Source organism: Kitasatospora sp. GP30, from assembly GCF_029892145.1.
In the GTDB taxonomy this organism is placed as follows: domain Bacteria; phylum Actinomycetota; class Actinomycetes; order Streptomycetales; family Streptomycetaceae; genus Kitasatospora; species Kitasatospora acidiphila.
This window is the reverse complement of record NZ_JARZAH010000028.1, coordinates 15,240-27,597: the sequence shown is the minus strand read 5'-3', so window position 1 is coordinate 27,597 and position 12,358 is coordinate 15,240. Positions and strand designations below refer to the sequence as shown.

At 72.0% G+C, this 12,358-nt stretch carries 13 protein-coding genes; 8 read left to right on the top strand and 5 right to left on the bottom strand.

From position 1 onward, the window contains the following. Positions 1 to 252 precede the first annotated feature (252 nt). Positions 253 to 1,491 (top strand): phosphoserine phosphatase SerB, encoded by a 1,239-nt coding sequence (serB, locus tag P3T35_RS28990; RefSeq protein ID WP_101385362.1) that lies wholly within the window; start codon positions 253 to 255, stop codon positions 1,489 to 1,491. Between the two features lie 83 nt (positions 1,492 to 1,574). Beyond that, entirely contained in the window at positions 1,575 to 2,156 is a 582-nt protein-coding gene (locus tag P3T35_RS28985; RefSeq protein ID WP_101382878.1) for a Uma2 family endonuclease, read from the top strand. 16 nt (positions 2,157 to 2,172) lie between these two features. Here P3T35_RS28985 and P3T35_RS28980 read toward each other — a convergent pair whose 3' ends face one another. The 3 genes from P3T35_RS28980 to P3T35_RS28970 are packed head-to-tail and all read right to left on the bottom strand — an operon-like array spanning position 2,173 to position 4,204. After that, positions 2,173 to 2,703 (bottom strand): histidine phosphatase family protein, encoded by a 531-nt coding sequence (locus tag P3T35_RS28980; protein ID WP_101382877.1) that lies wholly within the window; start codon positions 2,701 to 2,703, stop codon positions 2,173 to 2,175. Between the two features lie 47 nt (positions 2,704 to 2,750). Then, positions 2,751 to 2,873, bottom strand: a complete 123-nt coding sequence (locus P3T35_RS28975; RefSeq protein WP_280708371.1) for an SGM_5486 family transporter-associated protein — start codon at positions 2,871 to 2,873, stop codon at positions 2,751 to 2,753. A 47-nt stretch (positions 2,874 to 2,920) separates the two neighbouring features. Beyond that, positions 2,921 to 4,204, bottom strand: a complete 1,284-nt coding sequence (locus P3T35_RS28970; protein ID WP_101382876.1) for an MFS transporter — start codon at positions 4,202 to 4,204, stop codon at positions 2,921 to 2,923. Positions 4,205 to 4,376: 172 nt separating this feature from the next. Here P3T35_RS28970 and P3T35_RS28965 point away from each other — a divergent pair, with 172 nt between their 5' ends. Further along, entirely contained in the window at positions 4,377 to 5,054 is a 678-nt protein-coding gene (locus P3T35_RS28965) for an FCD domain-containing protein (protein WP_101382875.1), read from the top strand. A gap of 88 nt (positions 5,055 to 5,142) precedes the next feature. Here the strand turns inward: P3T35_RS28965 and fabI are convergent, their stop codons facing one another. Next, positions 5,143 to 5,913, bottom strand: coding sequence for an enoyl-ACP reductase FabI (gene fabI / locus P3T35_RS28960; RefSeq protein ID WP_101382874.1), 771 nt, complete (start codon positions 5,911 to 5,913; stop codon positions 5,143 to 5,145). Between the two features lie 5 nt (positions 5,914 to 5,918). Then, positions 5,919 to 6,638: a 3-oxoacyl-[acyl-carrier-protein] reductase gene (gene fabG / locus P3T35_RS28955; protein ID WP_101382873.1), complete on the bottom strand. Its 720-nt coding sequence runs from the start codon at positions 6,636 to 6,638 to the stop codon at positions 5,919 to 5,921. Positions 6,639 to 6,942: 304 nt separating this feature from the next. Here fabG and P3T35_RS28950 point away from each other — a divergent pair, with 304 nt between their 5' ends. From P3T35_RS28950 to P3T35_RS28930, 5 genes are all read left to right on the top strand, one after another. Then, entirely contained in the window at positions 6,943 to 8,082 is a 1,140-nt protein-coding gene (locus tag P3T35_RS28950; RefSeq protein ID WP_101382872.1) for an MBL fold metallo-hydrolase, read from the top strand. A gap of 126 nt (positions 8,083 to 8,208) precedes the next feature. Continuing rightward, the gene (locus P3T35_RS28945) at positions 8,209 to 9,759 is read left to right on the top strand and encodes a TldD/PmbA family protein (protein ID WP_101382871.1); all 1,551 of its coding nucleotides are present in this window, start codon (positions 8,209 to 8,211) and stop codon (positions 9,757 to 9,759) included. Next, a complete protein-coding gene (locus tag P3T35_RS28940) occupies positions 9,759 to 11,156 on the top strand; it encodes a metallopeptidase TldD-related protein (RefSeq protein ID WP_101382870.1) in 1,398 nt (465 codons plus the stop codon). The genes P3T35_RS28945 and P3T35_RS28940 overlap by 1 nt, the downstream gene beginning before the upstream one ends. Positions 11,157 to 11,180: 24 nt before the next feature. Then, positions 11,181 to 11,735 carry an RNA 2'-phosphotransferase gene (locus P3T35_RS28935; RefSeq protein ID WP_101385361.1) on the top strand — a complete coding sequence of 185 codons (555 nt, stop codon included), beginning with the start codon at positions 11,181 to 11,183 and terminating at the stop codon, positions 11,733 to 11,735. 119 nt (positions 11,736 to 11,854) lie between these two features. Continuing rightward, complete coding sequence (locus tag P3T35_RS28930; RefSeq protein WP_101382869.1) at positions 11,855 to 12,205, top strand: DUF3099 domain-containing protein; 351 nt, start codon at positions 11,855 to 11,857, stop codon at positions 12,203 to 12,205. Positions 12,206 to 12,358: the final 153 nt, after the last annotated feature.

Below are 12,358 nucleotides of genomic sequence, written 5' to 3'. Positions count from 1 at the left end.
CTGCCCCGCTCTCTCGGTCCCCCGATGGCATCCCCGTGTGGATTGGGGAGGGTGAGGAATATCGCGTCTGACGGGGGGTAATCATTCCAGCTCGGCCCTGAGGGCGAAAAGTCGGCCCCACGGACTGTGACCTGGTGGCAACGTTCTCACGGCAGCCCGGTGACGGGCGGTGCCGGGGAGGTGAACGGTGCGCGTCCACGAGCCGGACGACCCCTGGCCGTCCCGGGTTCGCCAGGTAGCGTGGGCAGCACCATGGACAGCACACCACCGCAGCCCCGGATCGCCGACGACGAGCGCACCCTGCTGGTCAAGGTCTTCGGCAAGGACCGCCCGGGCATCACCACCGGCCTCTTCGCCACCCTGGCCGGCTTCGAGGTCGACGTGATCGACATCGAGCAGGTCGTCACCCGCGGCCGGATAACGCTCTGCGCCCTGGTCACCCCGCCCGCCGTGGTCGGCCCCGGCGTCGAGGGCGCGCTGCGGGCCACCGTGCACCGCTGGGCCGAGGACCACCGGCTGCAGGCCGAGATCATCTCCGGCACCGGCGACAACCGGCCGCGTGCCGAAGGCCGTTCGCATGTCACGGTGCTCGGCCATCCGCTCACCGCCGCCGCCGTCTCGGCGGTCACCTCCCGGATCACTGAGAGCGGCGGCAACATCGACCGGATCTTCCGGCTCGCCAAGTACCCGATCACCGCGGTCGAACTGGCCGTCTCCGGCGTGGCCACCGAGCTGCTCCGCCCTGCGGTGGCCCGGGAGGCGGCGGCCCAGCGGGTGGACGTCGCGGTGGTCGCGGCCGGGCTGGAGCGGCGGGCCAAGCGGCTGGTGGTGATGGACGTGGACTCCACGCTGATCCAGGACGAGGTGATCGAGCTCTTCGCCGCCCACGCCGGCTGCGAGGCCGAGGTGGCCGAGGTGACGGCCGCCGCGATGCGCGGCGAGCTGGACTTCGCGGAGTCGCTGCGGGCCCGGGTCGAGCTGCTGGCCGGGCTGGACGCCTCGGTGGTGGACAAGGTCCGCTCCGAGGTCCGGCTCACCCCGGGGGCCCGCACCCTGATCCGCACCCTGCAGCGGCTCGGCTACCAGGTGGGCATCGTCTCGGGCGGGTTCACCCAGGTCACCGACTACCTGGTGGAGCTGCTCGGCTTGGACTTCGCCGCCGCCAACACCCTCGAGGTGGTGGACGGCACGTTCACCGGCAGGGTCAGCGGCGAGATCGTGGACCGCGCCGGCAAGGCCCGCTGGCTCACCCGCTTCGCCGACCAGGCCCGCGTCCCGCTGGCCCAGACGGTGGCCATCGGCGACGGCGCCAACGACCTCGACATGCTCAACGCCGCCGGCCTCGGCGTGGCCTTCAACGCCAAGCCGGTCGTCCGCGAAGCCGCCGACACCGCCGTCAACGTCCCCTTCCTGGACACCGTCCTCTACCTCCTCGGCATCACCCGCGAGGAAGTCGAGGCCGCCGACCTCCACGCCGCCCCGGAAGAGTGACCCACCCCCGCGGGCCGGGCTCGACACCCCCGGCCCGCGCTATGGTCGGCGGTGGAGCACTGAGATGCCTGTTGGAGGCAGCCATGACCGCTGAGACCGTCGCCTCGCACCGCCCCGCGCCCGATTGGATGCACCAGCCGATAACGGCAGCGGAGTACGACTCCCTGCCGGAGGAGCTGTGTGCGGATATCGAGATCGTGGACGGGATGGTCGTCATGAGCCCCAGCGCTACACCTCGGCACAACCGGATCGCCAGGCTCCTTGCCAATGCACTGGATACGGCCTCGCCCGCCGAGTGGTTCGCCGACTCTGACTTCGATGTCCGTCTGCAGGACATCCCGCTCACCAACCGCTGCCCCGACATCGTGGTCTACCAGGCGGATAAGATCGATGCCCGACCGATGCGACCGCAGTACATCCTGCTCGTGGTCGAAGTGGTCTCCCCCGGCTCGGAGACCACCGATCGCGTCTTCAAGCCGCTGCAGTACGCCCAGGCGGGCATCAGGTACTACTGGCGAGTCGAGCAGGTCACTGGCCCCGAGCCCAAGGTCTTCACCTACGAACTCGACCCGGAGACCATGAGCTACCGCGCCACCGAGGTCTTCACCGGGCTGGTCAAGGCCACCGCGCCCTTCCAGATCGACGTCGACCTCACCGGCCTCTGAGCCACCCTCTGACCCGTCACTCCAGCCCCGGCACGTAGTACGACACCAGCTTCGCCACCCCCGGCTCCACCCCGTCCCACTTGCCCTCGAAGGCCAGTACCGCGACGCCCGCCGTCGGGAAGCCGCGCTGGCGCAGCTGGGTGAGGGCGTCGCCCATGGACTCGTCGCCGGCGAGGACCTCGACGAGGTTCTGCACGCCGGGGTTGTGGCCGACCAGGAGGAGGTCGGCCACGTCGTCGGGGGTCTCCTTGAGCACCTCGATGATCTCGCCCGCGGTGGCGTCGTAGATCCGCTTCTCGAAGACCGTGTGGCGCTGGCGCTTGGGCAGCTCGTGGGAGACCAGCTTCCAGGTCTCCCTGGTGCGCACCGAGGTGGAGCAGAGCACGAGGTCCGGGTTGAGCCCGGAGTCCGCGAGCCACTCGCCCGTGACCGGCGCCTCCGCCCGGCCGCGCTCGGCGAGCGGCCGCTCATGGTCGTCCACCTGCGGCCAGTCGGCCTTGGCGTGGCGGAGAACGATGATCCTGCGGGCGGTCGCGTCGTCGGTCATGGGGTCAGCTTCCCAGAAAACCGGCCGGCCGGCTCAGCTGTTGGGGATCAACCCATCGACTGGGCGACGGTGGCGATGATCGAGACGACGACCACCACGCCGAGGAACATGCCGAGGATCCCCAGCAGCTTGCGGTGGCTGTTCGGCGGGTTGGGATCGAGAACGGGCATGTGCCGAGTGTCGCATCCCTTTCCACAGGGCCCGCACCGGGGTCCGGTCAGGCCGCCCCGACCTCGTCCTCCACGAAGCGGTTGCGCGCCGCGCGGAGCCCGATCAGCAGCTGCGGCACCAGCAGGGCGCCCATGAAGGCCAGCGGCAGGTACCAGCCGCCGGTGCCCTGGTAGAGGATGCCGACCACGATCGGACACGGGATCGAGATCAGGTAGCCGACCCCCTGCGCGAAGGCGGACAGCTGCGCCACCCCGCCGCTGGTGCGCGCCCGCAGCCCGATCATCGTCAAGGTGAGCGGGAAGGCGCAGTTGGACAGCCCCACCAGCAGCGCCCAGAGCCAGGCGCCGCCGGCCGGCGCCAGCGCCAGGCCGAGGTAGCCGGCGATCCCGCAGAGCGCCAGCACCACCACGAACAGCCGCTGGTCGCCGCGGCGCGCGGCCAGGTTGGGCAGCACGAAGGAGACCGGCACGCCGACCGCCATCACCACGGCGAGCAGCACCCCCGAGGTGCCGGCGCTGAGGCCGGAGTCCTGGTAGATCTGCGAGATCCAGCCCATGGTGGCGTAGGCGCCGCCCGCCTGGCAGCCGAAGAACCCGGCCAGCGCCCAGGCGGTGCCGCTGCGGGCGATCCGCAGCCGGCCCTCGGCCGCGCCCTGTGAGCCGTCGCCCCGGCCGTCCCGGCGCAGCACCACGGTGACCACCCAGACCAGCAGCCCGACCGCGGCGAGCACCGCCCAGCTGCCCAGGCCGAGCCGCCAGCCGCCGCCCAGCGCGTTGGTCAGCGGCACGCTGACGGCGGCGGCCAGCGCGGTGCCCAGCGACAGTGCCATCGCGTAGAGGCCGATCATCGGGCCGACCCGCTGCGGGAAGTAGCGCTTGATGACCACCGGGATGAGCACGTTGGCGACCGCGACGCCGGCCAGCGCGACCGCGGTGAGCAGCAGGAACACCCCGGTGCTCCCGGCGAAGGAGCGGGCCGCGACCCCGGCGGTGATGGCACCCAGGCCGGCGGTGACCACGAGCGTCGGCCCGAACCGCCGGGCCAGGGCGGGCGCGGCGAAGCCGAACAGCGCGAAGCAGACCGAGGGCACGGCGGCGAGCAGGCCGGCCACCGTGGCGCTCATGTGCAGGTCGGTGCGGACCTTGGAGAGCAGCGGGCCGAGGCTGGTGACCACCGGCCGCAGGTTGACCGCGGCGAGTGCGACGGCGAGCGCGAGCAGGGCGCCGAGCAGCCGGGCGCGGCCCTCGGTGTCCTCAGTGCCCTTGGTGCGGGGCGGCGCGGGTGCGGTGGGGGTTTCGGGGTGCTGGGTGGTCTTCTCGGCCGTGGACATGGATCGCATCATAGAATGATGGGATGAATTTGCCCAAGGCGATTCGGGGCTGCTGCGTTTCAGGGGCAAGATGGTGCTTCTGAACGACCCGGGACAGTCCTTGACCGCAGCGGGCTGCCCCTGAGACCCGACCGGCTGAGACCCGACCGACCCTTCGATTTCGAGGAGACCAATGACGCTGTCCTCGCCCCGGCGCGCCCCCCTGGCCGACCAGGTGATCGCCCAGTTGCGGGCGCAGATCACCTCGGGCGAGTGGCCGGTCGGCTCCCGGATCCCCACCGAGGCCGCCCTGGTCGAACAGCTGGGAGTGGCCCGCAACACCGTGCGGGAGGCCGTCCGGGCGCTGGCCCACAACGGCCTGCTGGACATCCGGCAGGGCTCCGGCACCTATGTGCTGGCCACCAGCGAACTGGCCGGGGTGATGCACCGCCGCTTCTCCGACGCCGAGCAGAGCCAGGTTGCCGAGCTGCGTTCGCTGCTGGAGGCCTCGGCGGCGTCGCTGGCCGCCGAGCGCCGCACCGACCGCGACCTGGGGCTGATGGAGACCGCGCTGGCCCGCCGCGACGAAGCCTGGTTCGGCGGCGACGCCGAGGTCTTCGTGCAGGCCGACGCCGCCTTCCACCAGTCGGTGGTGGCCGCCGCCCACAACGAGGTGCTGGCCGACCTCTACGCCGACCTGGGCGAGGTGCTCCGGGCCCATCTGCGCCGGGACGTCGGCCCGGTGCTCTCCCCCGACAAGTACGTCGGCCACGACCGGATCCTGGCCGCGATCCGGGAGCGGGACGCGGCCGCCGCCGCCCGCGAGTCCGCCGAGGTGATCAACACCTGCAACCAGCCCGAGCACGACTGACCGGACTGGGACATCGGGCTCGAACGACGTACCGCCCCGGCCGCGCACATCGCGCAGCCGGGGCGGTACTTACGAGAACGAGGCGGTGTCAGGCGCCGATCGCGTGCAGCCCGCCGTCCACGTGGATGATCTCGCCGGTGGTCTTCGGGAACCAGTCCGACAGCAGCGCGACGATGCCGCGCCCGGCCGGCTCCGGGTCCGAGAGGTCCCACTTGAGCGGCGAGCGGACGTCCCAGGTGCTGGCCAGCTGCGGGAAGCCAGGGATCGACTTGGCGGCCATCGACCCGAGCGGGCCGGCCGAGATCAGGTTGCAGCGGATGTCCCGCTCGCCCAGGTAGCGCGCCAGGTAGCGGTTGGTGGCCTCCAGCGCGGCCTTGGCCGGGCCCATCCAGTCGTACTGCGGCCAGGCGACCTGCGCGTCGAAGGTCAGGCCGACCACCGAGCCGCCCTCGGTCATCAGCGGCAGCAGCGCCATGGTCAGCGACTTCAGCGAGTACGCCGACACGTGCATCGCGGTGGCCACCGACTCCCACGGGGTGTCCAGGAAGTTGCCGCCCAGCGCGTCCTGCGGCGCGAAGCCGATCGAGTGCAGGACGCCGTCCAGCCGGTCGCCCAGCTCGGCCCGCACCTGGTCGGCGATGCCGGCCAGCTGCTCGGCGTTGGAGACGTCCAGCTCCAGCACCTTGACCGGGGCCGGCAGCTTCTTGGCGATCCGCTCGGTCAGGCTGGGCCGGGGGAACGCGGTCAGGATGATCTCGGCACCCTGCTCCTGGGCCAGCTTCGCGGCGTGGAAGGCGATGGACGACTCCATCAGCACGCCGGTGATCAGGATCTTCTTGCCCTCAAGGATTCCGCTCATGTTGCTCAGTGACCCATGCCCAATCCGCCGTCCACGGGAATGACGGCTCCGGTGATGTACGCGGCCTCGTCGGAGGAGAGGAACCGCACGGTGGAGGCGATCTCGTCGGGCGCGGCGTAACGGCCGAGCGGCACCGCCGAGACGATCTCCTTGCGACGCTCCTCGCTGAGCACCGCGGTCATGTCGGTCGCCACGAACCCGGGCGAGACCACGTTGACCGTGATGCCGCGCGGCCCGAACTCGCGGGCCAGCGAACGGGCGAGGCCGACCAGGCCGGCCTTGGACGCCGCGTAGTTGGCCTGCCCGGCCGTGCCCGACAGGCCGACCACCGACGAGATCAGCACGATCCGTCCCCGCCTGGCCCGCAGCATCTTCGCCGAGGCCCGCTTGACCACCCGGAAGGTCCCGGTCAGGTTGGTGTCGACCACCGAGGTGAAGTCCTCCTCGGTCATCCGGAGCATCAGGGTGTCCTTGGTGATGCCTGCGTTGGCCACCAGCACCTCCACCGGGCCCTGCTTCTCCTCGACCCGGGTCAGCGCGGCGTCCACCTGCGCGGCGTCGGTGACGTCGCAGCTGACCGCCAGCACGTCGTACTTGGCGAGCACCTCGGGGACCTCGCCGGAGCGGCTGGTGATGGCGACCTTGTCGCCCGCCTCGGCGAAGGCCTGGGCGATGGCGAGCCCGATGCCCCGGTTGCCTCCGGTAACGAGAACCGACCGGCTCACGATTCACCTCTCCCTGTGTGGTCCCGCTGTGCGGGGGAAACGTACGCACTGTGACGCTATCGGTCGGCTCCGCGCCCAGGCGAATCGAGCCTCGACAGGCCCTTCGGCGCAGAACTGTCGCCTTCTGACAATCGACCCTCCATTTCTGCGCGCCGCCCCCCGCCCAGGTCGGCGCCCCGCAGATCGATCCGACGCACGGGAACACCAGCGGCCGGACGCCCGTTGCACCGTCGGCGCGGCACAGGCGATGCGCTGCCGCGCCGCGACCGATTGCCGATTCACTCCAAGTAAGGGCGGCATCCCGATGAGCGATGCACTCCTCCGGACCAGGCGCCGGGGCCGGCTGCTCACCTTGACCGCACTGGCCGCCGCCGGAGCGGGCGCCGCGGCCTGGGCCGCGCGCGGCCTGCCGGGCTCCTTCGGGCGCGACCCGGACGACCGCGACGACCGGATCCGCAACTCCCCGCAGTACGCGGACGGCACCTTCCACAACGCGCCGTCCGCGCTGGCCCGCACCCCGTCGGGCGAGCGGCCCGGCCCCGACACGATGCGCAAGGTGCTCTTCGAGAGCGAGGGCCGCACCCCGGCGCGCCCGGTGCCGCTGGTCCGGGAGGCGCCCGCCACCGCCCCGACCGACGGCGTCGCGGTCACCTGGTACGGCCATGCCTCCGCGCTGGTCGAGATCGAGGGCAGCCGGGTGCTGCTGGACCCGATCTGGAGCGAGCGCTGCTCCCCGCTGACCAACCTGGGCCCCAAGCGGCTGCACCCGGTGCCGGTGGCGCTGTCCGACCTGCCCCCGGTGGACGTGGTGCTGATCTCGCACGACCACTACGACCACCTCGACATGGCCACCGTGAAGGGCCTGCTGCGCAGCCAGTCGGCGCCGTTCGCGGTGCCGCTGGGGATCGGCGGGCACCTGCGCCGCTGGGGCGTGCCGGAGCACCGGATCATCGAGCTGGACTGGCAGGAGACCTGCACCCTGGGCGACTTGACGGTCACCCTGACCGCCGCGCACCACTTCTCCGGCCGCACCCTCAAGCGCAACACCACGCTCTGGGGCTCCTGGGTGATCGCCGGCCCCACCCGCAAGGTCTTCTACACCGGCGACTCCGGCTACTTCGAGGGCTACCGGGCGATCGGCGAGCAGCACGGCCCGTTCGACGCCGCGCTGGTGGCGATCGGCGCCTACAACGATGCCTGGGCGGACATCCACCTCAACCCGGAGGATGCCGTGCTGGCCCACCGCGAGTTGCGGGGCGGTCTGCTGCTGCCGGTCCACTGGTGCACCTTCAACCTCGCGCTGCACCCGTGGGCCGAGCCGGTGGAGCGGCTGCTGGCCGAGGCCAAGGCGCAGGACGTGCCGGTGGCCGTGCCGCGCCCGGGCGAGCGGGTCGAGGTGGCGAACCCGCCGGAGCCGGACTCCTGGTGGGTGGGCCTGGCCTGACGGCCCGTCCCCACGGAACGTCAACGCGCGGCCTTAACTTCTGGCCTCGAACCGCCCGCAGGGGACATGATGCGGTGTCGGACCTGTCCTGGTCCGACACCGCGTCCTCACACCTCAGGGAGTCCGATGCCGCCGACACCCAGCAGCGCGCCGCCGGCCCACCCCGTCGACCCGCTCTTCCTCGCGCTACCGACGCACCGGCTGGCCGATGCCGCGCTCGACCGGGCCCGCCGACTGGGCGTCAGCCATGCCGACTTCCGCCTGGAGCGGGTCCGCAGCGCCAGCTGGCGGCTGCGGGACGCCAAACTGGCGGGCAGCGCCGACTCCGTCCAACTGGGCTTCGCGGTCCGGGTGCTGCTGGACGGCGCCTGGGGCTTCGCGGCGGGCGTGGAGCTGACCGAGCAGGCGGCCGCGGAGGTCGCCGAGCAGGCCGTGGCGGTGGCCCGGCTGTCGGCCCGGATCAGTGCGGCGGCCGGCGGCGGCGACCGGGTGGAGCTGGCCGCGGAGCCGGTGCACCGGGACGCGGTCTGGGTCTCCTCCTACCGGATCAACCCGTTCGAGGTGCCGGACGCCGAGAAGACCGCGCTGCTGGCCGGCTGGAGCGCCGCGCTGCTGGCCGCCGACGGCGTGTCGCATGTGACGGCCACCCTGCTGACCGTGCAGGAGAACAAGTTCTACGCGGACACCGCGGGCACCGTGACCACCCAGCAGCGGATCCGGCTCAACCCGGAGCTGGAGGCGCTGTCGGTGGACGAGCGCACCGGCGCCTTCGAGTCGATGCGCACCGTGGCGCCGCCGGCCGGCCGCGGCTGGGAGTACCTGCTCGGCGAGGGCTGGGACTGGGCGGACGAACTGGGCCGGATCCCGGGCTACCTGGCCGAGAAGGTCAAGGCGCCCAGCGTCGAGCCGGGCCGCTACGACCTGGTGATCGACCCCACCAACCTGTGGCTGACCATCCACGAGTCGATCGGCCACGCCACCGAGCTGGACCGCGCGCTCGGCTACGAGGCCGCCTACGCGGGCACCTCGTTCGCCACCTTCGACCAGCTCGGCACCCTGAAGTACGGCTCCGAGCTGATGCACGTCACCGGCGACCGCACCGCCGAGCACGGCCTGGCCACCATCGGCTACGACGACGAGGGCGTGGCCACCCAGTCCTGGGACCTGATCCGCGACGGCATCCTGACCGGCTACCAACTCGACCGCGGCATGGCCCACTTGAAGGATCTGGGCCGGTCCAACGGCTGCGCCTTCGCCGACTCCCCGGCGCATGTGCCGGTGCAGCGGATGGCCAACGTCTCACTGCAGCCCGCCATCGACGGGCCGGACACCGAGGGCCTGTTCGAGGGCGTGGAGAACGGCCTCTACATCGTCGGCGACCGCTCCTGGTCGATCGACATGCAGCGCTACAACTTCCAGTTCACCGGCCAGCGCGCCTACGCCATCAAGAACGGCCAACTGGCGGGCCAGGTCAAGGACTTCGCCTACCAGGCCACCACCACCGACTTCTGGGGCTCGATGACCGCGGTCGGCGGCCCGCAGACCTACCTGCTGGGCGGCGCCTTCAACTGCGGCAAGGCCCAGCCCGGCCAGGTCGCCGCAGTCAGCCACGGCTGCCCGTCGGCGCTGTTCCAGCAGGTGAACGTGCTCAACACGCAGCAGGAGGCGGGTCACTGATGACGACGCGGAACAACGCGCCGCACGAACTGGTCGAGCGCGCCCTGGAGTTGTCCCGGGCCGACGGCTGCGTGGTGCTGGTGGACGAGGAGACCACGGCCAACCTCCGCTGGGCCGGCAACGCCCTGACGACGAACGGCGTCACCCGGGGCCGCCGGGTGACCGTGATCGCGACGGTGGACGGCGCCGAGGGCACCGCCTCCGGCGTGGTGGCCCGGGAGGCGGTCGGCGCGGCGGACCTGGAGGAGCTGGTCCGGGCCGCCGAGGCGGCCGCCCGCGACGCCGGCCCGGCCGAGGACGCCCAGCCGCTGCTGTCCGGCGAGGCCGCCTCCCCGGACTTCACCGCGCCGCCGGCCGAGACCTCGATCGCGGTCTTCGACGCCTTCGCCCCCGAGCTGGGCGCCGCGTTCGCCCGTGCCCGGTCGTTGGGCCAGGCGCTCTACGGCTTCGCCCGGCACGAGCTGACCTCCACCTACCTGGGCAGTTCCACCGGCCTGCGGCTGCGGCACGACCAGCCCACCGGCACCGTGGAGTTCAATGCCAAGGCCTCCGGAACCTCGGCCTGGGTGGGCGAGGCGACCCGGGACTTCGGCGGGATCGACGTGGCCGCCCTGCAGTCCCAGCTGGACGAGCGACTGGCCTGGGGCAAGCGGAAGATCGACCTGCCGGCCGGCCGCTACGAGACGCTGCTGCCCCCGTCCGCCCTCGCCGATCTGATGATCTATCTGGCGTGGAGTGCCTCGGGCCGGGACGCCGTCGAGGGCCGCACCGTCTTCAGCCGCCCCGGCGGCGGCACCAAGCTCGGCGAGCGGCTCACCGGACTCCCGCTCACCCTGCGCTCCGACCCGGCCGCCCCGGGCCTGGAGTGCGCGCCGTTCGTGATCGCCCACTCCTCCGGCGGCGACCAGTCGGTCTTCGACAACGGCCTGCCGATCGCGCCCACCGACTGGATCCGCGAGGGCGTGCTGAACGACCTGACCACCACCCGGCACTCGGCCGCCCTGACCGGGCTGCCGGTCCGCCCGTTCGCCGACAACCTGGTGCTGGAGAGCGCCGACCAGGCCGCCGCGCCGAGCCTGGCCGAGCTGGTGGCCTCCACCGAGCGGGCCCTGCTGCTCACCTGCATCTGGTACATCCGCGAGGTCGACCCGGCCACCCTGCTGCTCACCGGCCTCACCCGGGACGGCGTCTACCTGGTCGAGAACGGCCAAGTGGTGGGCGAGGTCAACAACTTCCGCTTCAACGAGTCCCCGGTCGACCTGCTGTCCCGGATCACCGAGGTCGGCCGCACCGAGCAGACCCTGCCCCGCGAGTGGAGCGACTACTTCAGCCGCGCCGCGATGCCGGCGGTCCGGGTCAGCGACTTCAACATGAGCTCAGTGAGCCAAGCCTCTTAGGAGAAACCGCACTTGACCATACCGCTGGACGCAAGACGCACCGTCAAGACCTCGAAGCTGCTCTCCCGGGTGCTGCGCCATGACCCGGGCGCGATCGGGATCACGCTGGACGAGGGCGGCTGGGTGCCGGTGGCCACCCTGCTCGCCGCCCTGGCCCGGCGGGGCACCGCCCTGACCCGTGAGCAGCTGGACCACGTGGTCGCCACCAACGACAAGCGGCGCTTCGCGTTCAGCGCGGACGGGCTGCGGATCCGGGCCAGCCAGGGCCACTCCGTCTCGGTGGACCTGGGCCTGGCGCCGGTCGCGCCGCCGGCGGTGCTCTACCACGGCACCGCTGAGGGGAGCGTGGCGGCCATCTTCCGCGGGGGGCTGCGCCCGATGCGCCGCCAGGACGTCCACCTCTCGGCGGACGTCGAGACGGCCACCCGGGTCGGGGCCCGGCACGGCCGCCCGGTGGTGCTGCGGGTGGACGCGGCCGGGCTGGCCGCCGCCGGCCATCTCTTCCGCCGCAGCGCCAACGGCGTGTGGCTCACCGACACCGTGCCGCCCGCCTTCCTCAGCCGCCACACCATCGGCTGAGAAGCCGCCCGCCCCGGTCTGCCCGGGCGGCGGACCGCGGCGTACCGTGGTGTCTGCTACCCGGGCAAACCGGGCAGGCGGAATCGGTACCGCGCGGGCACTCAGCGGAGGCGGAAGAGATGGGCAGGAGCTCGGACGGCGAGGTGTTCCGGATCACCGGGGCCCGGAGCAGCCTCACGGAGGACGTCCGCGGGCGGCAGCGCCGCTATGTGATCTCGATGCTGATCCGCACCGCCTGCGTGCTGCTGGCCGTGGTGCTCTGGAACGTGGAGCGCTATCTGGCTTTCGTCGCGCTGGCGGGCGGGGTACTGCTGCCGTACATCGCGGTGGTCATCGCCAACGCCGGCCGGGAGCGCTCGCCTGGGCTGCCGAGCACCTTCGATGTGCCGCCCACCACACCCCTGATGCTCGGCCCGGGTGGCCGGGGCGGTGCCGGGGCGCCGGAGTCCGACCAGACCGAAAACCTCTGAGCGTAACCTGTCAGACCGTCAGACTGACTCTCCGTGACGGGCGGGTCGGGTCGCCACATTCTCATCACAGAATAATGGCGCCCGATTCGCCCGTTTTTGTTGGCCTATGACGCCCGCGAACCTCAGGAAAAGCTCAAATAAATCTTGATAGCC

Coding starts and splice junctions, on each gene's coding strand:
- serB (WP_101385362.1), top strand. CDS start 253: ATGGACAGCACACCACCGCAGCCCCGGATCGCCGACGACGAGCGCACC.
- P3T35_RS28985 (WP_101382878.1), top strand. CDS start 1,575: ATGACCGCTGAGACCGTCGCCTCGCACCGCCCCGCGCCCGATTGGATG.
- P3T35_RS28980 (WP_101382877.1), bottom strand. CDS start 2,703: ATGACCGACGACGCGACCGCCCGCAGGATCATCGTTCTCCGCCACGCC.
- P3T35_RS28975 (WP_280708371.1), bottom strand. CDS start 2,873: ATGCCCGTTCTCGATCCCAACCCGCCGAACAGCCACCGCAAGCTGCTG.
- P3T35_RS28970 (WP_101382876.1), bottom strand. CDS start 4,204: ATGTCCACGGCCGAGAAGACCACCCAGCACCCCGAAACCCCCACCGCA.
- P3T35_RS28965 (WP_101382875.1), top strand. CDS start 4,377: ATGACGCTGTCCTCGCCCCGGCGCGCCCCCCTGGCCGACCAGGTGATC.
- fabI (WP_101382874.1), bottom strand. CDS start 5,913: ATGAGCGGAATCCTTGAGGGCAAGAAGATCCTGATCACCGGCGTGCTG.
- P3T35_RS28950 (WP_101382872.1), top strand. CDS start 6,943: ATGAGCGATGCACTCCTCCGGACCAGGCGCCGGGGCCGGCTGCTCACC.
- P3T35_RS28945 (WP_101382871.1), top strand. CDS start 8,209: ATGCCGCCGACACCCAGCAGCGCGCCGCCGGCCCACCCCGTCGACCCG.
- P3T35_RS28940 (WP_101382870.1), top strand. CDS start 9,759: ATGACGACGCGGAACAACGCGCCGCACGAACTGGTCGAGCGCGCCCTG.
- P3T35_RS28930 (WP_101382869.1), top strand. CDS start 11,855: ATGGGCAGGAGCTCGGACGGCGAGGTGTTCCGGATCACCGGGGCCCGG.